Below are 22,550 nucleotides of genomic sequence, written 5' to 3'. Positions count from 1 at the left end.
GCTGGGTTCTACTTCCGCTGGTAGCCGTTCCGGGACTGCTTCGCGTCCTGGCTGTCGTCGTACTTCTCGTACGCGTCGACGATACGGCCGACCAGCTTGTGCCGGACGACATCGTCGGACGTGAGCCGCGAGAAGTGGATGTCCGGTACCCCTTCGAGGATCTCCTGGACCTGGCGCAGACCGCTCTTGGTACCGCCCGGCAGGTCGACCTGGGTGACGTCACCGGTGATGACGATCTTCGACTCGAAGCCGAGCCTGGTCAGGAACATCTTCATCTGCTCGGGGCTGGTGTTCTGCGCCTCGTCGAGGACGACGAACGCCTCATTGAGGGTGCGGCCACGCATGTAGGCCAGGGGGGCCACCTCGATGGTTCCCGCTGCCATGAGGCGGGGGATCGAGTCGGGGTCGATCATGTCGTGCAGCGCGTCGTAGAGCGGGCGCAGGTACGGGTCGATCTTGTCGAAGAGCGTTCCCGGCAGGAAGCCGAGGCGCTCGCCGGCCTCCACGGCGGGACGGGTCAGGATGATCCGGCTGACCTGCTTGGACTGCAGGGCCTGGACCGCCTTGGCCATGGCGAGGTAGGTCTTGCCGGTTCCGGCCGGGCCGATGCCGAAGACGATCGTGTTCTTGTCGATCGCGTCGACGTACCGCTTCTGGTTGAGGGTCTTGGGGCGGATGGTGCGGCCGCGGCTGGAGAGGATGTTCTGGGTGAGCACCTCCGCGGGCGTCTCGTCCGGTCCCTCGCCGTTGCCGCTCGACTTGAGCATGGCGATCGAGCGTTCCACTGCGTCCTCCGTCATCGGCTGCCCGGTGCGGAGCACCAGCATCATCTCGTCGAACAGGCGCTGGATCAGAGCGACTTCCGCCGCCAGGCCGAGCGCGCTGACCTGATTGCCCCGCACATGGATGTCGGCCTCCGGGAAGGCCTTCTCGATCACGCGCAACAGGGCGTCGCCCGAACCGAGGACGGACACCATCGGGTGGGCTGCCGGGACGGTGAAGTGTGCTCGCGCCTGCCCCGGCGGGGGGGTCTTGGCTGTCGGTGTCTGAGTCATGGGCCGGCACTGTGGCCTGCGCATACCTCCCACTGAGGGGCCGCGCCGATCGACGGCCTCCGGACTTCCAAGCGTACGTCGCCGCCGCGGCATCCCCGAGGGGTTTTACAGGCTCCCACCCCTGGCCGGGTACGGGGGCGGGGCGCGGCCCCCGCGCCGGGGCCCGCCCCGCACCCCCCGCCCTGCGTTCCGGGGCCCTCCCGCCCCGTCCCGCGCTCTGCACCGGCCCCCTACGCCGGCTGCCGGAAGCCGATCGTCGGCACCGCCCGGCGCCTGCTGGCCGCGGCCGCGTCCGGCGGGACGAGCGCGTCGAGGAAGCCGTACCGACCGCGCAGCTCGCGCGGCGCCGTGCGCCACCAGGCGGCGACCTCCGGCCAGCCGGGGGCCGACAGCGACCCCCCGAACTCCTGCACCGACAGGGCGGCCGTGAGACCCGCGAAGGCGAGCCGGTCCACCAGCGGCCACTCGGCAAGGGTGCCGGTGAGGAATCCCGCCACGTACACGTCGCCCGCACCGGTCGGATCGAGGGCGTCGACCGTGATCGCCGGGACCTCCGCCGTCTCCCCGGTCCGCCCGTCCACCGCGTACGAGCCCTCGGCTCCCATGGTCACCACCGCGATCGGGACCTTCTCGGCCAGCGCGCGGGCCGCCGCGCGCGGACAGTCGGTGCGCGTGTAGGCCATCGCCTCCCCCGCATTGGGCAGGAACGCCTCGCAGTGCTCCAGGTCGGCCAGCGCGCCCAGGTCCCACTGCCCGCTCTCGTCCCATCCGACGTCGGCGAAGACCCGCGCCCCGTCCCGGGCCGCCTCGGCCACCCACGGCTCGCCGCCGCCCAGGCCGAGCGAGGCCACCGCGGCGCGGGTGCGGGGCGGGCACTGCGGGAAGGGGCCCGGGCCCGACGGGGGCGGGGCCTCGTGGCCGTGCGAGACCATCGTGCGCTCGCCCTCGTAGGCCATCGAGACGGTGACGGGGCTGTGCCAGCCGGGCACGGTCCGTGACATCGACAGGTCGATGCCCTCGCCCTGTTCGAGTGCGTCCCAGCAGTATTCGCCGTAGTGGTCGTCGCCGAAGGCGGCGGCGAGGCAGGTGTGCAGGCCGAGCCGGGCGAGGGCGGTGGCCATGTTGGCGACGCCGCCGGGGCTGGAGCCCATGCCGCGCGCCCAGGACTCCGTGCCGCGCACGGGGGCGGAGTCGAGTCCGGTGAAGATGATGTCGAGGAAGACGGCGCCCGTCAGGAAGACGTCGCACCCGGGCCCCTGGGGATCGCGCAGCGGACCGAGCGGGTCCACGGCGGCGGCACGGCTGTCCCGGCTGGTGCGACTGCTCACGTTGTACTCCCCGTTCGGCGCGCGTTTCGCTGGCATCGGCATCCGGTCGACGCATCGGGTCGACGTTCGCGGCGGGTCGTTTCTTCCCAAGGGGTTGGCACACGCCCGCCGCGCGGCCCCTCCCTCCCGGGTGGAGCCGGAATCCAGTGTGACGCAGATCACCGCCCGGGAGGGAGGGGGCGGGCCGGAGGCGGGGTCGGCTCCGGCGGCGGTGCCGGGTCCGCCCTCAGGCCCGCTTCGGCACGGGAACCCTCACGAGGTCGGCGGCGATCGTGAGCTCGCCCTCGAAGCCGGCCGCACGGGCTTGGCGCTCGAACTCCGAGGGGTCCGTGTAGCGCTGCGAGAAGTGCGTCAGCACGAGGTGCCGTACGCCCGCGTCGCGTGCCACCGCTGCGGCCTGGCCGGCGGTGAGGTGCCCGTGGTCCGTGGCCAGCCGGACGTCCTCGTCGAGGAACGTCGACTCGATCACCAGCATGTCGCAGCCCGCCGCGAGCGTTTCGACGCCGTCGCAGAGCCGGGTGTCCATCACGAAGGCGAACCGCTGCCCGGGACGCGGCTCGCTGACGTCTTCGAGGGTGACCTCACCGAGGCGGCCCTCACGCTGGATCCGGCCCACGTCCGGCCCCTTGATCCCGTGCCGCGCGAGCAGTTCGGGCCGTATCCGGCGGCCGTCGGGCTCCGTGACCCGGTAGCCGAAGGACTCCACCGGGTGCGAGAGCCTTACGGCGTCCAGGGTGTAGGAGCCGGTCCGCGCCAGCACCCCGTCCCCGGCCACCGGTTCCTCGGCTATCTCAACGGTCTCCCGGTAGGCCGTGGCGTAGCGCAGCCGGTCGAAGAAGTTCTGTCCGGAGGCGGGGTAGTGGGCGCTGACGGGGTGCGGGACCCGGTCGAGGTTGATGCGCTGGATCACCCCGGCGAGACCGAGGCTGTGGTCGCCGTGGAAGTGGGTGACGCAGATCCGGTTGATGTCGTGCGCGGCCACTCCGGCGCGGAGCATCTGGCGCTGGGTGCCCTCGCCGGGATCGAAGAGGATGCCCTCGCCGTCCCAGCGCAGCAGGTAGCCGTTGTGGTTGCGGTGGCGGGTGGGCACCTGGCTGGCGGTGCCCAGGACGACGAACTCTCTGGCCGACACGGCTTATCCCGGGGGCCACTCGAGGCCGCGGCCGCCGAGCACGTGCAGGTGGGCGTGGAAGACGACCTGGCCGGCGCCGGCGCCCGTGTTGAAGACGAGCCGGTAGCCGCGTTCGGCGATCTGCTCGTCGGCGGCGACCTGGCCGGCCTCGCGCAGTACGTCGGCGGCGAGCTGGGGCTCGGCGGCCGCGAGGGAGGCGGCGTCGGGGTAGTGCGCCTTCGGGATGACGAGGACGTGGGTGGGCGCCTGCGGGTTGATGTCCCGGAAGGCGACGGTCGTCTCGGTCTCCCGGACGACGGTCGCCGGGACGGTCCCCGCGGCGATCTTGCAGAACAGGCAGTCGGCCTGCGGTTCCCCGGCCATTGCTGAGCCCTTCGTGACAGTGATCGGTTCCGCGCATCGTATCCACCGCCTCCGGTCGGACCGGCCGCGACCGGCAGCGCGTCAGGACCGCGGTCCGTCGGGACCGCAGTGCGTCAGGACCGCAGTGCGTCAGGAGCGGCGCCGGTGTCAGGACCGGCGCCGGTGTCGGGAGCAGCGCCGGTGTTGGGAGCGGCGCCGGTGTCGGGAGCAGCGGCGGTGTCGGGAGCGGCGCCGGCCGTCAGGACCAGCGGCCCGTCCTGGACAGCAGGACCGCCGCGGCCGCCGTGCCGGCCGTGGAGGTGCGCAGGACCGAGGGGCCCAGCCGGTACGGGTGCGCGCCGGCGGCCGCGAACACGGCGAGCTCCTCCGGGGAGACCCCGCCCTCGGGGCCGACGACCAGCACGACGGAGCCGGCGGCGGGCAGCTGCGCCGTCGCCAGGGCGCCCGAGGGGGTGTCCCGGTCCTCGTGCAGGACCACCGCGAGGTCGGCCCCGGCGAGCAGCGCCGCGACCTGCTTCGTCGACATGGCCTCCGTGACCTCGGGGAAGCGGACCCGACGGGACTGCTTGCCCGCCTCCCGGGCGGTCGCCCGCCACTTGGCGAGGGACTTGGCGCCCCGGTCGGCGCGCCACTGGGTGATGCAGCGCGAGGCCTGCCAGGGCACGATCACGTCGACGCCGGTCTCCGTCATCGTCTCGACGGCGACCTCGCCCCGGTCCCCCTTGGGCAGGGCCTGGACGACGGTGATCCGGACGGCCGGCTCCGCCTCCTCGAAGGTCCCGGACACGGAGACCACGAGCCTGTCCTTGCCCTCGGCCGCTTTCACCACGGCCTCGGCCCAGCCGCCCCGGCCGTCGGCGAGCACGACGGCCTCGCCCGGGGCCAGCCGCTTCACGGAGACCGCGTGACGGCCCTCGGGGCCGTCCAGGACGAACTCCGGCCCCGCGGGGACCTCTTCGACCACGAACACGGGGGCGGTCATGACGCACTCCTCATCTGCATTGTCTTCAACGCGTGCTGCGCGGCGGCGAGTTCCGCCGCGAGCACCTCCACCAGCTCCCCGGCGGGCAGCGCCCGCGCCAGCCGGTGCCCCTGGCCCGCCCACAGGGCCATGCCCTGCGGGTCCCCGGCCGCGGCGGCAGCCTTGCGCAGCGGTGAGGTCAGGTGGTGGACCTGCGGGTAGGCGGCCGGGGCGTACGGCCCGTGCTCGCGCATGAACCGGTTGACCAGCCCCCGGGCCGGCCGCCCCGAGAAGGCCCGGGTCAGCTCCGTGCGGACGAACAGCGGGTCGGTCAGCGCCTTCTTGTGCAGCGGGTCGGCGCCGGACTCCGGGCAGGCCAGGAACGCCGTGCCGAGCTGTGCGGCCTCCGCGCCCGCCGCGAGCAGCGCGGCGATCTGCGAGCCGCGCATCAGGCCGCCCGCCGCGATGATCGGGAGGGACACCGATTCCCGTACCTGCGCCACGAGCGCGAGCAGGCCGACGCCGGCCGTGCCGTCGGCCCGCGGGTCGTCGCGGTGGGTGCCCTGGTGGCCGCCGGCCTCCAGGCCCTGGACGCAGACGGCGTCCGCCCCGGCGCTCTGCGCGGCTCGGGCCTCCTCGACCGAGGTCACGGTGGCGATCGTGTACGTCCCGGCCTTGCGCAGGCAGGTGAAGGCCGCGGGCGAGGGCAGTCCGAAGGTGAAGGAGACCACGGGGACCGGGTCTTCGATGAGGATGGCGAGTTTGGCGTCGTAGCCGTCGTCGCAGGTACCGAGGAGGTCCTCCTCCGCGAGGGAGATCTCGTACCAGCTGGCCTCGCTCGCGAGCTGCCCGCGGTACACCTCGAGCGCGGCCGGGTCCACGGAGGCGGCCTGCGGCATGAAGAGGTTCACGCCGAAGGGGCGGCGGGTGAGCGCGCGCAGCCGCTTGATCTCCTGGTACATGCCGTCGGCGGTTTTGTAGCCGCCGGCCAGGAAGCCCAGTCCGCCCGCTTCGCACACGGCGGCCGCGAGCGGCGGACAGGACGCGCCGCCCGCCATGGGAGCCTGCACGATCGGGTACACGAAGAGACCGTTCGGTGCGGAGGACATGAGCTGCATCGTGCCACGTCCCGCTCAGGGCGCCGAATCACGGCATTCGCCTGGCATAGTCCCCTTCACCGGAGCGGCGAGAACCTGCCCCCACCTGCGCCGCGAGCCCGGTCCGGGGCATCCCCGGACCGGGCTCGCAGGCGTTCGCGCAGGTACGTCCGCGGGTTGCTCAGCGCCCGTTGAAGGCATCCTTCAGGCGGCTGAACAGCCCCTGCTGGCCCGGCGCGAACTGGCCCGTGGGCCGCTCCTCGCCGCGCAGCTTCGCCAGCTGGCGGAGCAGTTCCTCCTGCTGCGCGTCCAGCTTGCTCGGGGTGGTGACCTCGACGTGGACGATCAGGTCGCCGCGCCCGCCGCCGCGCAGGTGCGTGACGCCCCGGCCGTGCAGCGGGATGGCCTGGCCCGACTGGGTGCCGGGCCGGATGTCGATCTCCTCCAGGCCGTCCAGCGTCTCCAGAGGGCACTTGGTGCCCAGGGACGCCGCGGTCATCGGGATGGTGACCGTGCAGTGCAGGTCGTCCCCGCGCCGCTGGAAGGTCGGGTGCGGCAGCTCGTGGATCTCCACGTACAGGTCGCCGGCGGGGCCGCCGCCGGGGCCGACCTCGCCCTCGCCCGCGAGCTGGATCCGGGTGCCGTTCTCGACACCGGCCGGGATCTTGACCGTGAGGCTGCGGCGGGAACGGACCCGGCCGTCGCCCGCGCACTCGGGGCACGGCGTCGGGACCACGGTGCCGAAGCCCTGGCACTGCGGGCAGGGGCGCGAGGTCATGACCTGGCCCAGGAAGGACCGGGTGACCTGCGAGACCTCGCCGCGGCCGCGGCACATGTCACACGTCTGCGCCGAGGTGCCGGGGGCGGCGCCCTCTCCGGAGCAGGTGGTGCAGACGACGGCCGTGTCGACCTGGATGTCCTTGGTGGTGCCGAAGGCTGCCTCGTCCAGCTCCAGGTCGAGGCGGATCATGGCGTCCTGGCCGCGGCGGGTCCGCGAGCGCGGTCCGCGCTGCGAGGACTGGCCGAAGAAGGCGTCCATGATGTCGGAGAAGTTGCCGAAGTTGCCGGCACCGAATCCGCCCGCGCCTCCGCCGCCCCCGGAGGAGGACAGCGGGTCGCCGCCGAGGTCGAAGACCTGCTTCTTCTGCGGGTCCGAGAGCACCTCGTAGGCCGCGTTGATCTCCTTGAAGCGCTCTTGCGTCTTCGGGTCCGGATTCACGTCCGGGTGGAGTTCGCGCGCGAGGCGGCGGAAGGCCTTCTTGATCTCGTCCTGCGATGCGTCGCGGCGCACGCCGAGAACGGCGTAGTAGTCCGTGGCCACTTACGACTCCGCCAGGATCTGTCCGACGTAACGTGCCACTGCGCGTACCGCTCCCATCGTTCCGGGGTAGTCCATGCGGGTCGGTCCGACCACGCCGAGTTTGGCGACTGCTTCGCCGCCCGAACCGTAGCCGACCGAGACGACCGACGTGGAGTTCAGTCCCTCGTAGGCGTTCTCGTGCCCGATCTTTACGGCCATTCCCGACTCATTGGCCTCGCCCAGCAGCTTGAGGAGCACGACCTGCTCCTCCAGCGCTTCGAGCACCGGCCTGATCGTCAGGGGAAAATCGTGTCCGAAGCGGGTGAGGTTGGCGGTGCCGCCGATCATCAGCCGCTCCTCCGCCTCCTCCACCAGCGTTTCGAGGAGGGTCGCCAGGACGGCCTTGACGGTCGCCTGGTCGTCACCGGAGTCGAAGGACTCCGGAAGGTCCTGCACCAGCGGCGGCACGTCGGTGAACCGGCGGCCGACGACGCGGGCGTTGAGTCGGGCCCGCAGATCGGCCAGCGAGGACTCGGTGAAGGGCGTCTGGCAGTCGACGAGCCGCTGCTCGACCCGGCCGGTGTCCGTGATGAGGACGAGCATCAGGCGGGCCGGGGCCAGCGAGAGCAGCTCCACGTGCCGGACGGTGGACCGGGTCAGGCTCGGGTACTGGACGACCGCGACCTGCCGGGTCAGCTGCGCGAGCAGCCGTACGGTCCGGCCGACGACGTCGTCGAGGTCGACGGCTCCGTCGAGGAAGTTCTGGATGGCCCGGCGCTCGGGCGTCGACAGCGGCTTGACCCCCGCCAGCCTGTCGACGAAGAGGCGGTAGCCCTTGTCGGTGGGGATCCGGCCGGCGCTGGTGTGGGGCTGGGCGATGTAGCCCTCCTCCTCCAGCACGGCCATGTCGTTGCGCACGGTGGCGGGCGAGACGCCGAGCCGGTGCCGCTCGGTGAGCGCCTTGGAGCCGACCGGCTCCTCCGTCCCGACGTAGTCCTGGACGATGGCGCGCAGCACTTCGAGTCTGCGTTCGCTGAGCATCGCGCACACCTCCATCGTTTCCGTCGTTCGCGGTTCGGACTGTTGGCACTCCGGGCGTTCGAGTGCCAGAGATCCCCCGGTCAGTGTACGGCGGGGTGGTGTACCCGTAGCAAGGGTGGCCCGCCAAGGTAGCGTCGCGGCATGGACGCGCGTTGGGAAGAGGCGGGCTGGGAACGGCTCACCGATCGGGCCGGCCGGCGGCGGCTGCCGGTGTGGGATTGCACGGTGGGACTGGTGCTGGGCGACGATTCGGCCCTCCTGATCGACCCCGGGTCCTCCGTCCGCGAAGGCGCCCTGGTGCGGGCCGAGGCGGAGCGGCTGGCGGGCCGGCGCGTGACCCATATCGCATTCACACACGGACATTTCGACCACGTTCTGGGCGGCGCGGTGTTCGCGGGGGCCGAGGTGTACGGTCCCGTCGGCCTGGACACCCTGCTTTCCATCAGCCATGACGACCTGCGGGCCGACGCGGTCCGCCACGGCCTGGCGCCGGCCGAGGCCGCCGAGGCGGTGGACCTGCTGGTGGTGCCCCGGCACCTGGTCTCGGGCGAGTGGACACTCGACCTGGGCGGGGTACAGGTTCTGCTGGCCAACGTGGGACCCGGCCACACCCGGCACGACCTGGCCGTCTTCGTCCCGGGCGGCGGCCGGGAGGTCGTCTTCTGCGGGGACCTCGTCGAGGAGTCGGGCGAGCCCCAGGCCGGCCCCGACTCCGTGCCCCGCCAGTGGCCGGCGGCGCTGGACCGGCTGCTCTCCCTGGGCGGCGACGACGCACTGTACGTGCCGGGTCACGGAGCGGTGGTCGACGCTGCCTTCGTCCGTGCGCAACGCGCCACACTGGCGGCCCGTTTCGGCGTGTCGGACGCCTGAGCCCGCCCGCTCTCCTACCCTCGGCCGGATGCGTGAGTACTCCCCCGACCTGACCCCGCAGTGGAAGCGCGCCAAGCCCGTCCCGGAGGTTCCGGCCGACCCCGACCTGGTGGTCGAGGTGGCGGGTGCGGACTTCTGCGGCGCGGTGGTGGGCTGCGAGGCGGGCACCGTCACCCTGGAGGACCGCTTCGGCAAGCGGCGGGTCTTCCCGCTCGAACCCCGCGGCTTCCTCCTGGACGGCGCGGTGGTGACGCTCATCCGCCCCGTCCGCTCCCCTTCCGCCCCGCTGCGCACGGCGTCAGGCTCCGTGGCCGTGCCCGGCGCGCGGGCCCGGGTGGCCCGGGCGGGCCGGATCTACGTGGAGGGCCGCCACGACGCCGAGCTGGTGGAACGGGTCTGGGGTGACGACCTGCGGATCGAAGGCGTGGTGGTCGAGTACCTGGAGGGCATCGACGACCTGCCGTCGGTGGTCGCCGACTTCGCCCCGGGCCCGGACGCCCGCCTGGGAGTCCTGGTGGACCACTTGGTGCCGGGCACGAAGGAGTCCCGCATCGCCGCGTCGGTGACCTCCCCGCACGTCCTGATCGTGGGACACCCGTACGTGGACGTCTGGCAGGCGGTGAAACCGTCCGCGCTGGGCATCGCGGCGTGGCCGGTGATCCCGCGCGGCCAGGACTGGAAGACGGGCATCTGCCGGGCGCTGGGGTGGCCGGAGAACACCGGCGCCGCCTGGCAGCACATCCTGTCCCGCGTGACCTCGTACAAGGACCTGGAGCCCACCCTCCTGGGAGCGGTGGAGCACCTCATCGACCACGTCACCGCGCCGTAGCGCGCGGGGGAAGAAGGCCGTCGGTCACGATTGCGGCGAAACCCCTCGCGGCCGGACCGCCGTTCATATGATGTGCGTCCTTTGACTGGCTTTCAGGTGGGGGCACCGATGCACAGCACGGACGGCAAGAGCACGAACGGCAACAGCACCGACGGCAGCAGCAGCGACAGCGACGGTCCGAGAGGCCGCATACGTCCCGGGGCCCGGATCCGGCGGGCCCTGGTCGCCCTCCTGGTGGCGGGCGCGGCCGTCGCCTGCGGTCCGGCCGCGAACGAGGGGCCCGCGGCGCCCGCGCCGCCCTCCCTCACCTCGGCGGCCCCGACGACGGCCTCCCCGACACCGACTCCGTCCCCCACCCCGACGCCGTCGGCCGCCCCCTCGCAGGCCCCGGCCCCGCCGGCCACCACGGCCCCCGCCGCCGGCACCGACCAGAAGGCGCCCGTCGCCCCCGCGACCCGGGCGGCCACCAAGCCCGCACCGAAACCGACGACCAAGGCCCCGGCGCCGCCGTCCCCGCCCGCGGCCGCGGAGTGCGAGATCGTCTCCAACGCGGGCAACTGCTACAACGCGGGCCAGTTCTGCCGCAAGGCGGACATCGGCCGCTCCACGCACGCCGGGAACGGCCGGATGATCTACTGCCGCCAGGACGGCAGCCAGGCCCGCTGGGGCTACTAGCCGGTGCTGTGACCGGGAAGGTCCACCGGGTCACGCCGCCCGGCGCGGCACTAGTCGACCAGGTCGCGGACCACCGCGTCGGCCAGGAGGCGGCCGCGCAGCGTCAGTACGGCGCGGCCCGCCTCGTACGGGCCCGGCTCCAGGAGGCCGTCCGCCAGCGCCCGACCGGCGGCGGCCAGACCGGCGGGGGCGAGCAGCGACAGCGGGCAGCCGTCCACGAGCCGGAGCTCCAGCAGGATCCGTTCCACCCGCCGGTCCTGCGCGGACAACAGCTCACGCCCGGCCCCCGGCGACCGTCCCTCCGCCAGCGCGGCCGCGTACGCGCCCGGGTGCTTCACGTTCCACCACCGCACCCCGCCCACGTGCGAGTGGGCTCCGGGTCCCGCGCCCCACCAGTCGGCCCCGCGCCAGTACAGCTCGTTGTGCAGGCACCGCCCGGCCTCGGACGTGGCCCAGTTCGAGACCTCGTACCAGGAGTAGCCGGCCTCGGCCATCACGGAGTCGGCGATCAGGTACCGGTCCGCGTGCACGTCGTCGTCCGTCATCGGGACCTCGCCGCGCCGGATCCGCCGCGCGAGCTGCGTGCCTTCCTCCACGATCAGCGCGTAGGCACTGATGTGGTCCGGCCCGGCCCCCAGGGCGGCGGACAGCGACGCCCGCCAGTCCTCGTCGGACTCGCCCGGCGTCCCGTAGATCAGGTCCAGGTTCACGTGCTCGAAGCCCGCCGCGCGCGCCTCCGCGACGCACGCCTCGGGCCGCCCGGGGGTGTGGGTGCGGTCCAGCACCTTCAGGACGTGCTGCTTCGCGCTCTGCATGCCGAAGGAGATCCGGTTGAAGCCGCCGGCGCGCAGCTCCGCCAGGTACTCCGGGTTCACCGACTCGGGGTTGGCCTCGGTGGTGATCTCCGCGTCCTCGGCCAGCCCGAACTCGTCGCGGATCGCCGCGAGCATCCGTACGAGGTCCCCCGCGGGCAGCAGCGTGGGCGTGCCGCCGCCCACGAACACCGTCCGCACGGCCCTGCGGTCGTCCCCGAGGACCTTGCGTGCCAGCCTGACCTCGTCGATCAGCGTGTCGGCGTAGTTCTCCCTGGAGGCGAGCACGCCGCCGGTACCCCGCAGCTCGGTGGCCGTGTAGGTGTTGAAGTCGCAGTACCCGCAGCGCGTGGCGCAGTACGGGACGTGCAGGTAGAACCCGAGCGGACGCTCCCCGGCTCCCGCCAGGGCGTGCGACGGCAGCGAGCCGTCTTCGGGCATGGGTTCACCATCGGGCAGTGCGGAAGGCATACCCCCATTGTCCCGCACCCCCACGACCCCCGCCGCCGCCCCGACTGCGGGGCCGAGCGGCCCGGCCCGGTCCTGGCCCTGCCGGGCAGGCCGGTCGTCCGGGGCCCGACTGACCCCGCCCGGACCGACCCGGGCCGGACCGACCCGGGCCGGACCGACCCGGGCCGGACCGACCCGGGCCGGACCGACCCGGGCCGGACTGACCCGGACTGACCCGGACTGACCCGGACTGACCCGGGCCGGCCGGGCAGGCCGGGCAGGCCGGGCAGGCCGGGCAGGCCGGGCAGGCCGGGCAGGCCGGGCACGCCGGGCAGGCCGGGCACGCCGGGCACGCCGGGCAGGCCGGGCAGGCCGGGCACGCCGGGCACGCCGGGCAGGCCGGGCACGCCCTGCCAGACCGGCCCAGTCGGGCAGGCCAGAACGGTCCTGCCGCCGGCCGGGGCCGCCGGGCCAACCCGACCGATCCGGGCCGCCCGGGACGGTCCTGCCCTCGGCTCGGGCCGGGCCGGCCCGCCGTGGCGGGCACGCCGGGCCGGGCACGCCCTGCCAGACCGGCCCAGTCGGGCAGGCCAGGACGGTCCTGCCGCCGGCCGGGGCCGCCGGGCCAACCCGACCGATCCGGGCCGCCCGGGACGGTCCTGCCCTCGGCGCGGGCCGGCCGGGCCCGCCGGGGCGGGCACGGCGGGCCGGGCGCCCCGGGCGGGCACGAACGACCCGGGGGCGCGGGGGTTCGCGGGGCGGTCCGCCGCCCCGCCCCGCCCCGCTCGCCGCAGGCGCTACGCCTCGCGCGAGCCCTCGTACATCTCGTCGATCAGGTGCTTGAACTCACGCTCGACGACCGGACGCTTCAGCTTGAGGCTGGGGGTGAGGTCGCCGTGCTCGACGTCGAGGTCGCGCGGCAGGAGGCGGAACTTCTTGACCGTCTGCCAGCGCTGCAGGCCCTCGTTGAGGGTCTGGACGTAGGTCTCGATGAGCCGGCCGGTCTCGGGGGCGGCCAGGACCTGCGAGTACGTCTTGCCCTCCAGGCCGTTCGCGGCGGCCCAGACCAGGATGGACGGCTCGTCGAGGGCGATGAGGGCGGAACAGAAGTTCCGGTCGGCGCCGTGGACGACGATGCTGGAGACGTAGGGGCAGATCCCCTTGAACTGACCCTCGATCTCGGCCGGGGCGACGTACTTGCCGCCCGAGGTCTTGATCAGGTCCTTCTTGCGGTCGGTGATGCGCAGGTAACCGTCCGCGGACAGCTCGCCGATGTCTCCCGTGTGCAGCCAGCCGTCGGCCTCCAGGACCTCGGCCGTCTTCTCGGGCTGCCCGTGGTAGCCCTGCATGATGCCGGGGCCGCGCAGGAGGACCTCGCCGTCGTCCGCGATGCGGACCTCGGTGCCGGGGAGCGGCTTGCCGACCGTGCCGGTGCGGTAGGCCTCGCCGGGGTTGACGAAGGAGGCGGCGCTGGACTCGGTGAGTCCGTAGCCCTCCAGGATGTGGATGCCGGCGCCGGAGAAGAAGTAGCCGATCTCGGGTGCGAGCGCGGAGGCTCCGGAGACTGCGGCGCGCAGGTTGCCGCCGAAGGCCTCGCGGAGCTTCGAGAAGACGAGCGCGTCGGCGATCTTGTGCTTGGTGTTGAGGCCGAGGGGGGCGCTCGCCTTGCCGGTGCGGCGGAAGTTGTCCTGGGTGACCTTGGCGTATTCGCGGGCGACGCCGACGGACCACTGGAAGATCTTGTACTTGGCTCCGCCGCCGGCCCGGGCCTTGGCCGCGACTCCGTTGTAGACCTTCTCGAAGATGCGCGGGACGGCCGCCATGTAGGTCGGCTGGACGATCGGCAGGTTCTCGATGATCTTGTCGATGCGGCCGTCGACCGCGGTGACGTGCCCGACCTCGATCTGGCCGGAGGTGAGCACCTTGCCGAAGACGTGCGCGAGCGGCAGCCAGAGGTACTGGACGTCGTCCTTGGTGATCAGACCGGTGGCGACGGTGGCCTTGGCCATGTACGACCAGTTGTCGTGCGGCAGCCGCACGCCCTTGGGCCGCCCGGTGGTGCCGGAGGTGTAGATGAGGGTGGCGAGCTGGTCGGCGGTGATGGCCGCGATCCGCTCCTTGACCGCCTCGGGGTGCTTGGCGAGGTACTCGCGGCCGCGCGCCTCCAGGTCGGCGAGGGAGAGCACCCAGCCCTCCGGGTCGCCCTCGGCCGCGTCCGCGCCGGAGGGGTCCAGGACCACCACGTGGGCGAGCTCGGGCAGCTCGGCGCGACGCTCGCGGGCCTTGGCCAGCTGCGCGGCGTCCTCGGCGATCAGGATCCGGCTCTCGGAGTCGGCGAGGATGAACGCCGACTCCTCGGCGTTCGTGCTCGGGTAGATCGTGGTGACGGCGCCGCCGGCGCACATCACGCCGAGGTCGGCCAGGATCCACTCCACCCGGGTGTTGGAGGCCAGCGCGACGCGCTGCTCGGGCTGGATCCCGAGGTCGACGAGGCCCGCCGCGATGGCGAAAACCCGCTCGGCGGCCTGTCCCCAGCTGAGCGACTTCCACTCGTCCGGGCCGCCCCGGCCGTCCTCGGCGGGGACGGGGTAGCGGTAGGCCTCGCCGTTCGGCGTGGCGGCGACACGCTCCAGGAAGAGGGTCGCCACGGTGGGCGGACGGTTCTCGATCAAGGTCTGTGTGTCGCTCACGGACATCCTCCGGACCACGCGGCAGGGCCTGTTCATCACAGGAGCGGACTGACTGGGTGGTGGGTCAGGGTGGGTGGCTGAGTCAGGGCTTGTAACTGGCGAGTAACCAACGGGCAGTGATCAGACTAGGGGCCCTCCGCCTGGCGCGTAAGAGGCGTTGGGGAGCCGATTCATAACGAAGCGGACCGCCCTCCTCGCGACCGGACGCCCCGCCCGCGCCCCGCGAACGGAGCAGGCCCCCGTGCCGGAGCACGGGGGCCTGCCTCACGAGCGGGGGCTACTTCTTCTTGCCGCCGGACTCGTCGCTGGAGAGGACGGCGATGAAGGCCTCCTGCGGGACCTCCACCGAGCCGACCATCTTCATGCGCTTCTTGCCTTCCTTCTGCTTCTCCAGCAGCTTCCGCTTACGGGAGATGTCACCGCCGTAGCACTTGGCGAGGACGTCCTTGCGGATGGCGCGGATGGTCTCGCGCGCGATGACGCGCGAGCCGACGGCCGCCTGGATCGGAATCTCGAAGGCCTGCCGCGGGATGAGCTCGCGCAGCTTGGCGACGAGGCGCACACCGTAGGCGTAGGCGGCGTCCTTGTGCGTGACGGCGGAGAAGGCGTCGACCTTGTCCCCGTGCAGCAGGATGTCGACCTTGACCAGGCCGGAGGCCTGCTCGCCGGTGGGCTCGTAGTCGAGGGAGGCGTAACCGCGCGTCTTGGACTTCAGCTGGTCGAAGAAGTCGAAGACGATCTCCGCGAGCGGGAGCGTGTAGCGGATCTCGACCCGGTCCTCGGAGAGGTAGTCCATCCCGAGGAGGGTTCCGCGGCGCTGCTGGCAGAGCTCCATGATCGCGCCGATGAACTCGGAAGGCGCGAGCAGGGTGGCCCGGACGACCGGCTCGAACACGTCCGAGATCTTGCCCTCGGGGAACTCGCTCGGGTTGGTGACCGTGACCTCCTTGCCGTCCTCCATGACGACGCGGTAGACCACGTTCGGCGCGGTGGCGATCAGGTCGAGGCCGAACTCGCGCTCCAGGCGCTCGCGCACCACGTCCAGGTGGAGCAGGCCGAGGAAGCCGACGCGGAAGCCGAAGCCGAGCGCCGCCGAGGTCTCCGGCTCGTAGACCAGCGCGGCGTCGTTGAGCTGCAGCTTGTCCAGGGCCTCGCGCAGGTCCGGGTAGTCCGAGCCGTCGAGCGGGTACAGGCCGGAGAAGACCATCGGACGCGGGTCCTTGTAGCCGCCGAGTGCCTCGGTCGCCCCGTTGTGCAGGCTGGTGATCGTGTCGCCGACCTTGGACTGACGGACGTCCTTCACGCCGGTGATGATGTAGCCCACCTCGCCGACGCCGATGCCGTCGGCCGGAGTCATCTCCGGGGAGGAGACGCCGATCTCCAGCAGCTCGTGCGTTGCGCCGGTCGACATCATCCGGATGCGCTCGCGCTTGTTGAGCTGGCCGTCGACGACACGGACGTAGGTCACGACACCGCGGTACGAGTCGTAGACCGAGTCGAAGATCATCGCGCGGGCCGGGGCGTCCTTGGGACCGACGGGGGCCGGGACCGTGGCGACGATCTTGTCGAGGAGGGCGTCCACCCCGAGACCGGTCTTCGCCGAGACGCGCAGGACGTCCTCGGGCTGGCAGCCGACCAGGTTCGCGAGCTCCTCGGCGAACTTCTCCGGCTGCGCGGCCGGCAGGTCGATCTTGTTCAGGACCGGGACGATCGCCAGGTCCTTCTCCATCGCCAGGTAGAGGTTGGCGAGGGTCTGCGCCTCGATGCCCTGGGCCGCGTCCACCAGGAGCACCGTGCCCTCGCAGGCGGCCAGCGAGCGGGAGACCTCGTAGGTGAAGTCGACGTGCCCGGGGGTGTCGATCATGTTGAGGATGTGGGTCGTACCCAGGTCCTCGCCCGTGGTCGGCGCCCAGGGCAGTCGGACCGCCTGGGACTTGATCGTGATGCCGCGCTCACGCTCGATGTCCATGCGGTCGAGGTACTGGGCGCGCATCTGCCGCGAGTCCACCACACCGGTGAGCTGGAGCATCCGGTCGGCGAGGGTCGACTTGCCGTGGTCGATGTGCGCGATGATGCAGAAATTGCGGATCAGCGCCGGGTCGGTACGGCTCGGCTCGGGCACGTGGCTGGGGATCGCGGGCACGCAGTGTCCTGATTCTCGGGTCGCAGTCGGAACGAAGTGGGCTTCGGTCTGCGCGAAGTCGGATCTGTACGCAGGCTCCCATGGTCCCATGGAAGCGGGAGTGCGCCCGGTTTGGGCTGGCGGGAGCGCGGCTGGTAGCCTGAGCAGCTGTGTCTCGTGTGCCCTCTAAGCTTTCGGGACACAAATCCGAAGATCGAATCTCTGAACCTGCAAAGGCTCTTTCGTGGCGAACATCAAGTCCCAGATCAAGCGGAACAAGACGAACGAGAAGGCGCGCCTGCGCAACAAGGCCGTCAAGTCGTCGCTCAAGACCGCGATCCGCAAGGCCCGTGAGGCCGTCGTCGCCGGTGACGTCGAGAAGGCCACCGTGGCTTCCCGCGCCGCCGCTCGTGCGCTCGACAAGGCCGTCTCGAAGGGTGTCATCCACAAGAACGCCGCCGCCAACAAGAAGTCGGCGCTGGCCACCAAGGTTGCCTCCCTTCAGGGCTGAGCCCCTGATGTGATCGCCGGGTAGGGATCCAGCGGGCCCTCTCTCCCGCTCCCGACCGGCACCCCGCGCCGCACACGAAGCGTTCGCCACGCGGGTGCGGCGCAACCAAAGCAGTAACGAAGGCCCCGGCCGCCACCCTTCCCCTGGGTGTCGACCGGGGCCTTCGCACTACCCCGACCACCCACCCAGCCCCGCCGACGTCCGAGGCGGGGGGTCCGGTGAGGAGCCCCACCCAGCCCCGCCGACGTCCGAGGCACGGGGTCCGGGGCGGAGCCCCACCCAGACCCGCCGGCGTTCGAGGCGCGGGGTCCGGGGCGGAGCCCCACCCAGACCCGCCGGCGTTCGAGGCGCGGGGTCCGGGGCGGAGCTCCGCGGGGTCCGGGCGGAGCCCGGGAACGGTGGAAGGGCGGGTAGGGGACGAGCTCCGCGGGCCGACCCACCGAGCAGGCGGCCGGATCGCACGATCGAGCCGGATCAGCCCCCGCGTCAGCGCCGGCAGCGCCTAGCCCCGCTGGAGCCGGGCCGCCCTCGCCACCGCGACGACCGCCTTCTCCAGCGCGTACTCCGGATCATCGCCCCCGCCCTTGACCCCCGCGTCGGCCGCGGCCACCGCACGCAGCGCGTCCGCGACACCGTCCGCCGACCATCCCCGCATCTGCTGCCGGACCCGGTCGATCTTCCACGGCGGCATACCCAGATCCCGGGCGAGGTCTCCGGGCCGGGCTCCCCGTGGGGCCGAGGCCAGCTTCCCGATCGCCCGTACCGCCTGGGCCAGAGCGCTGGTGATCAGGACCGGCGCCACCCCGGTGGACAGGGACCAGCGCAGGGCCTCCAGCGCCTCCGCGGCCCGTCCCTCGACCGCCCGGTCGGCGACCGTGAAGCTCGAAGCCTCGGCCCGGCCGGTGTAGTAGCGGCCCACCACGGCCTCGTCGATCGTCCCCTCGACGTCGGCGCACAGCTGCGCGGCCGCGCTCGCCAGCTCCCGCAGGTCGCTGCCGATCGCATCCACCAGGGTCTGGCAGGCCTCGGGAGTGGCCGAACGGCCCAGCGTGCGGAACTCACCCCGTACGAAGGCCAGCCGGTCCGCCGGCTTCGTCATCTTCGGGCAGGCGACCTCCCGGGCGCCGGCCTTGCGCGCGGCGTCCAGCAGGCCCTTGCCCTTGACGCCGCCCGCGTGCAGGAGGACGAGGCTGATCTCCTCGTAGGGCGAGTCGATGTACGCCTTGACCTCCTTGACCGTGTCCGCGGACAGGTCGTGCGCGCTGCGCACGACCAGTACCTTGCGCTCCGAGAAGAGCGAGGGGCTGGTCAGCTCGGACAGCGTGCCGGGCTGCAACTGCTCCGACGCGAGGTCGCGTACGTCCGTGTCGGGGTCGGCGGCTCGCGCCGCCGCCACGACCTCCCGCACGGCGCGGTCGAGCAGCAGGTCCTCCTGCCCCACCGCGAGGGTGAGCGAGGCGAGCGGATCGTCGGTGGAATTCTTCCTGGTGGCCATCGGATCCAGCATCCCACGCCGTACTGACAGCCCCCCGCTCAGCGGCCCCCTGCCCGTGCCCGAGAATGTCCGGGTGAACGTGCGACATGTACTGGTGCTGCCCGACCGCGACGCAGCCGAGGAGGTGGCGCGGGAGGTGGTCGACCGCTTCGGACTCCCTGAGGAGCCGCAACTGGTCCGCGACGCCCTGGCCGGTGAGGACGACGCCGAGGACGCCCAGTGGCTGGTGGTGGTCGAGGACCCGCGCGAACGGCTCGACGCCACGGTCCTGGACGACCTGGCCGCCGAGTACGACGGCTGGATCGAAGCTCCGTAGCCGCTTTTCCGGTCAGGCCTTGTGCACGATCTGGACGTCCAGCGCCACTTCCACGCCTGAACCGATCGCCGCGATCCCGTGGGCCAGGATCGACTGCCAGTTCAGCGCGAAGTCCTCGCGGTGCAGTTCCGCCGTCGCCCTGCACGCCGACCGCGGTTCGCCCTCCAGGCCCGTGCCGAGGCCCAGGTACTGGGTGTCCAGGGTGACGGACCGGCTGACCCCGTGGAGGGTGAGTGCGCCCGCCACGGACCACTGGCTGCCGCTGCGGTGGATGAACCGCTCGCTGTAGAACTCCACCGTCGGGTAGCGGGCTGCGTCCAGGAAGTCCGCGGAGCGCAGGTGGTCGTCCCGCATCCGCAGCCCCGTGTCGATGCTCGCCGCGTCGATGATCACGTGCATGGAGGAGTCCTCCATGCGGTCGGCTATCCGCACGCCGCCGGCGAAGGTGTTGAACCGGCCGTTGATCCGGGCGAAGCCGATGTGCCGGGCCGAGAAGCCGATCGACGAATGCGCCGGGTCGAGCTCCCAGTGGCCGGGCTGCGGCAGCAGCGGCGGTTCCACCGCGTCGAGGACGATCTCCCCGGTTCCGGGCTGCGCCGGGTCCCCCACCAGCGTCGCGCCGTGGAAGGGCGCATAGCCCTCGGCGGTGACGGACAGGCGGTACTCGCCCGCCGGCACGGCCGCCGTGAACCCTCCGTACGGGTCGGTCTCCCCGCTGACGATCCGGCGGCCGATCGGGTCGGTCACCTCGAACTTGGCCTGCCGCACCGGCTGGTGGACCGTGTCGAGAACCCGGCAGCTGAGCAGCCGCGCCGTATGAGGAAGCGTCAGTGTCGCGGATGTCTGGGGACTGGCGCTTCCCGCCGCCTCCGTCCCCCGTCTGCGACTGAACATGTTTCGTGCACCCCCGTGCTGTATGGCCTTGGACCTCTCTGGCGGAAACGCATTCGATCATGCTGTCGGGTTGGGGGCAAACACAGCGGTGGCGTCCGGAACGCGTGCACCGGGTCCGTCGACGAATGGCCGGGAACGCTCGTAGTCGCGAGCCGCTGCCCACCACCGCGATCGAACCGTCCTCGTCCGTGCGCAGTACCGCGGCCCCCAGCGCCCGCAACCGCGCGAGCGTACTCGCCGCCGGGTGACCGTACCTGTTCTCCGCGCCGACCGGGACGATCGCCAGGCGGGGCCGGACCCGCTCGTACAGCCCGGGATCCTGGTGCGCGCTGCCGTGGTGGGCGACCTTGAGGACATCGACCGGGCCCAGCTCCGGATGGCTCCTCAGCAGTTCCTGCTGCGACGCCGGTTCGAGGTCACCGAGCAGCAGGAGGGTCAGGCCCGCGCCGCGCACCAGCAGGGTCACGCTCGCGTCGTTGGGCCCCTCTGCGGGCGGGCCCGCCGCCGGCGGCCACAGCACCCTCCATTCCAGCGGCCCTGCCCGGCGCCGCTCCCCGTCCGCGGCGGTGACGACGGGAATCCCGGCGGCCGCGGCCGTGCGCCGCACGGACCGCGCCTGCTGCGACGGCTCTTCCAGTCCGGTGACTTGCACCGCGCCCACCGACCGCCCCCTCAGCACACCCACCAGCCCGCCCACGTGGTCGGCGTGAAAGTGCGTCAGCACGAGCAACGGCACCCGTCTCACCCCCAGCTCCCGCAGGCACGCGTCCACGGCCCCCGGCTCCGGGCCCGCGTCCACCACCACGGCACTCCCCGGGGCGACCGCGAGTACGGCTGCGTCCCCCTGGCCCACCGCGCACTGCGCGTAACTCCAGTCGGGCGGCGGCCAGCCCTTGACCGTACGTATCACGAGCGGCGGCCTCCACACGGCGAGGAGCAGCGCCACGGCCACGACGCAGGCGAACCACCGCTGGCGGCCGAACCGGCTGGCGATCCCGACCACCGCCAGGGTGCCGGCGGCGAGCAGCAGACCTCCGCCCGCTCCACCGGGCCATCCCAGCTCGGCACCGGGCAGCCGCGAACCGGCCCGGGCCACGGCGGCGATCCACCCCGCCGGCACCCCCGCGCACCAGGCGAGCAGCTCGGCCGCCGGCCGGCACAGCGGGGCCGTCGCCAGCGCGGCGAAGCCCAGGACAGTCGCGGGGCCCGCGGCCACCTCGGCCAGCAGGTTGCACGGCACCGCCACCAGGCTCACGCGGGCCGACAGGACGGCGACGACCGGCGCACACACCGCCTGGGCGGCCGCCGCGGCGGCCAGCGCCTCGGCGAGGCGCGGCCGCACCCCGCGCCGTCGCAGGGCCCCGCTCCACCGGGGGGCAAGGGTCAGCAGGGCCCCCGTGGCCAGGACGGAGAGGAGGAAACCGTAGCTGCGGGCCAGCCAGGGGTCGTAGAGCACCAGTAGCAGTACGGCGGCGGCCAGCGCCGGGATCAGGGATCTGCGCCGCCCGGTGGCGATGGCCAGCAGGGTCACCGAGCCGCAGGCAGCCGCCCGCAGCACGCTGGGCTCGGGCCGGCACACCACCACGAACGCCAGGGTCAGCGCAGCCCCGCACAGCGCGGTCGCCCGCAGCGAGAGCCCGAGGCGCGGCGCCAGGCCGCCCCGCTCGGCCCGCTGCGCCCGGGCGGGTGCGCCGATGAGCAGGAAGAGCACCACGGTCAGGTTGGAGCCGGAGACGGCCAGCAGGTGCAGCAGGTCGGTGGCCCGGAACGCCTCGTGCAGGTCCGGCTCCACGCGGGAAGTGTCCCCGACCACCAGCCCGGGCAGCAGTGCCCTGGCATCCGGGGCCAGCCCCTCGGTGACCTCGCGCAGCCCCGCCCGAAGCCGCCCGGCGATCCGCTGCACGGCGTCCGGGCCGCCGGTCACCCCCGGCGGTGTGTCCCCGGCGGGGCGCAGCAGGGCGACGGCCCGCTCCCCGCCCCGGGCGGGCGCCAGCCGGGCGACCACCTCGACCCGGGTCGAGGGTTGCAGCCGGGTCCAATCCGGATGCGCCGCGAGGACCCGGACCGGGGTCGCGACCCGGGTCCGCGCGCCATCGGGCCCGGTCACCCGGGTGACCACCGCGTCGAGCACCGCTACCGGCGGCCCGTTCCCGCTCCGGGCGGTCCGCGGATCCGAGCCGACGGTGAGTTCGACCAGCACCCGGGCGTGTTCCCGGGCCAGCCCCGCGACCGGCCCCGCACCCGCCTCGGCCCTCTGGAGCCCGGCCACCCCGGCCCCGGCGGCCGCGCACAGCAGGGCCGCGGCCAGCGCCGTCCAGGCCTGTCGGAACGGCTCTGGGCGCCGGCGTCCGGCCAGGAGGAGCAGTACCGCGCCGGCGACCCCCAGCCCGGCCGCGGAAAGGCTCCCGGCGGTGGGTGCGCCGAGTGCGACGGCAGCCGCCGCCCAAGCGGCCACCGCGGGGACCACCAAACGCAGGTCGGGCGGGCGCGGGTCCGGCGGACGGGCGTCCACCGGATCCCGGCCGGACGGACCCGGCTCCGCTCCCCCGGCGCGACTCGCGTCCGGACCCGGCTCCGCTCCCCCGGCCCGGCTCACGGCCGGACCCGGC

At 73.1% G+C, this 22,550-nt stretch carries 18 protein-coding genes and 1 pseudogene; 5 read left to right on the top strand and 14 right to left on the bottom strand.

Annotated elements, in window-relative coordinates:
- Window positions 1-8 precede the first annotated feature (8 nt).
- From ACFWBY_RS07300 to hrcA, 8 genes are all read right to left on the bottom strand, one after another.
- Window positions 9-1,055: a PhoH family protein gene (locus ACFWBY_RS07300; protein ID WP_385344355.1), complete on the bottom strand. Its 1,047-nt coding sequence runs from the start codon at window positions 1,053-1,055 to the stop codon at window positions 9-11.
- A gap of 230 nt (window positions 1,056-1,285) precedes the next feature.
- Entirely contained in the window at window positions 1,286-2,419 is a 1,134-nt protein-coding gene (locus ACFWBY_RS07295; RefSeq protein WP_385344357.1) for a carbohydrate kinase family protein, read from the bottom strand.
- A gap of 190 nt (window positions 2,420-2,609) precedes the next feature.
- Window positions 2,610-3,515 carry a ribonuclease Z gene (locus tag ACFWBY_RS07290; protein ID WP_385344360.1) on the bottom strand — a complete coding sequence of 302 codons (906 nt, stop codon included), beginning with the start codon at window positions 3,513-3,515 and terminating at the stop codon, window positions 2,610-2,612.
- 3 nt (window positions 3,516-3,518) lie between these two features.
- Window positions 3,519-3,878 carry a histidine triad nucleotide-binding protein gene (locus ACFWBY_RS07285; RefSeq protein WP_385344363.1) on the bottom strand — a complete coding sequence of 120 codons (360 nt, stop codon included), beginning with the start codon at window positions 3,876-3,878 and terminating at the stop codon, window positions 3,519-3,521.
- 238 nt (window positions 3,879-4,116) lie between these two features.
- A complete protein-coding gene (locus ACFWBY_RS07280; protein ID WP_385344365.1) occupies window positions 4,117-4,860 on the bottom strand; it encodes a 16S rRNA (uracil(1498)-N(3))-methyltransferase in 744 nt (247 codons plus the stop codon).
- Window positions 4,857-5,948, bottom strand: coding sequence for a nitronate monooxygenase (locus ACFWBY_RS07275; RefSeq protein WP_385344368.1), 1,092 nt, complete (start codon window positions 5,946-5,948; stop codon window positions 4,857-4,859). Before ACFWBY_RS07275 ends, ACFWBY_RS07280 begins: the two co-directional genes overlap by 4 nt.
- A 169-nt stretch (window positions 5,949-6,117) precedes the next feature.
- Window positions 6,118-7,257, bottom strand: a complete 1,140-nt coding sequence (dnaJ, locus tag ACFWBY_RS07270) for a molecular chaperone DnaJ (protein WP_385344371.1) — start codon at window positions 7,255-7,257, stop codon at window positions 6,118-6,120.
- Window positions 7,258-8,277 (bottom strand): heat-inducible transcriptional repressor HrcA, encoded by a 1,020-nt coding sequence (gene hrcA, locus ACFWBY_RS07265; RefSeq protein ID WP_385344374.1) that lies wholly within the window; start codon window positions 8,275-8,277, stop codon window positions 7,258-7,260.
- Between the two features lie 141 nt (window positions 8,278-8,418).
- Here hrcA and ACFWBY_RS07260 point away from each other — a divergent pair, with 141 nt between their 5' ends.
- From ACFWBY_RS07260 to ACFWBY_RS07250, 3 genes are all read left to right on the top strand, one after another.
- Entirely contained in the window at window positions 8,419-9,147 is a 729-nt protein-coding gene (locus ACFWBY_RS07260) for an MBL fold metallo-hydrolase (RefSeq protein WP_385344377.1), read from the top strand.
- Window positions 9,148-9,175: 28 nt separating this feature from the next.
- A complete protein-coding gene (locus ACFWBY_RS07255; protein WP_385344381.1) occupies window positions 9,176-9,976 on the top strand; it encodes a DUF3097 domain-containing protein in 801 nt (266 codons plus the stop codon).
- A gap of 108 nt (window positions 9,977-10,084) precedes the next feature.
- The gene (locus tag ACFWBY_RS07250; RefSeq protein WP_385344384.1) at window positions 10,085-10,651 is read left to right on the top strand and encodes a hypothetical protein; all 567 of its coding nucleotides are present in this window, start codon (window positions 10,085-10,087) and stop codon (window positions 10,649-10,651) included.
- Window positions 10,652-10,701: 50 nt separating this feature from the next.
- On the opposite strand, the gene hemW is transcribed toward ACFWBY_RS07250, so the two are convergent.
- The 3 genes from hemW to lepA form a co-directional block, all read right to left on the bottom strand.
- Window positions 10,702-11,934: a radical SAM family heme chaperone HemW gene (hemW, locus tag ACFWBY_RS07245; protein ID WP_385344387.1), complete on the bottom strand. Its 1,233-nt coding sequence runs from the start codon at window positions 11,932-11,934 to the stop codon at window positions 10,702-10,704.
- 776 nt (window positions 11,935-12,710) lie between these two features.
- Window positions 12,711-14,603, bottom strand: coding sequence for an AMP-dependent synthetase/ligase (locus ACFWBY_RS07240; protein WP_385337289.1), 1,893 nt, complete (start codon window positions 14,601-14,603; stop codon window positions 12,711-12,713).
- A 277-nt stretch (window positions 14,604-14,880) separates the two neighbouring features.
- Complete coding sequence (gene lepA, locus ACFWBY_RS07235) at window positions 14,881-16,746, bottom strand: translation elongation factor 4 (protein WP_385337292.1); 1,866 nt, start codon at window positions 16,744-16,746, stop codon at window positions 14,881-14,883.
- Window positions 16,747-16,969: 223 nt separating this feature from the next.
- Between lepA and rpsT the strand changes: the two genes are divergently transcribed.
- On the top strand, window positions 16,970-17,236 hold the full coding sequence (gene rpsT, locus ACFWBY_RS07230; RefSeq protein WP_030384651.1) for a 30S ribosomal protein S20: 267 nt from the start codon (window positions 16,970-16,972) through the stop codon (window positions 17,234-17,236).
- A gap of 502 nt (window positions 17,237-17,738) precedes the next feature.
- On the opposite strand, the gene holA is transcribed toward rpsT, so the two are convergent.
- Window positions 17,739-18,731, bottom strand: a complete 993-nt coding sequence (gene holA, locus ACFWBY_RS07225) for a DNA polymerase III subunit delta (RefSeq protein ID WP_385337296.1) — start codon at window positions 18,729-18,731, stop codon at window positions 17,739-17,741.
- Between the two features lie 73 nt (window positions 18,732-18,804).
- On the opposite strand from holA, the gene ACFWBY_RS07220 reads away from it, so the two are divergent.
- Complete coding sequence (locus ACFWBY_RS07220) at window positions 18,805-19,047, top strand: hypothetical protein (protein ID WP_385337299.1); 243 nt, start codon at window positions 18,805-18,807, stop codon at window positions 19,045-19,047.
- 12 nt (window positions 19,048-19,059) lie between these two features.
- On the opposite strand, the gene ACFWBY_RS07215 is transcribed toward ACFWBY_RS07220, so the two are convergent.
- A complete protein-coding gene (locus ACFWBY_RS07215; protein ID WP_385337302.1) occupies window positions 19,060-19,941 on the bottom strand; it encodes a YceI family protein in 882 nt (293 codons plus the stop codon).
- Window positions 19,942-20,077: 136 nt separating this feature from the next.
- Window positions 20,078-22,537, bottom strand: a pseudogene (locus tag ACFWBY_RS07210) (ComEC/Rec2 family competence protein); the annotation flags it as partial.
- Window positions 22,538-22,550: the final 13 nt, after the last annotated feature.

The sequence above is a fragment of the Streptomyces sp. NPDC060049 genome, from assembly GCF_042736715.1.
Taxonomy (GTDB): domain Bacteria; phylum Actinomycetota; class Actinomycetes; order Streptomycetales; family Streptomycetaceae; genus Streptomyces.
This window is presented reverse-complemented; position numbering and strand designations above follow the sequence as displayed.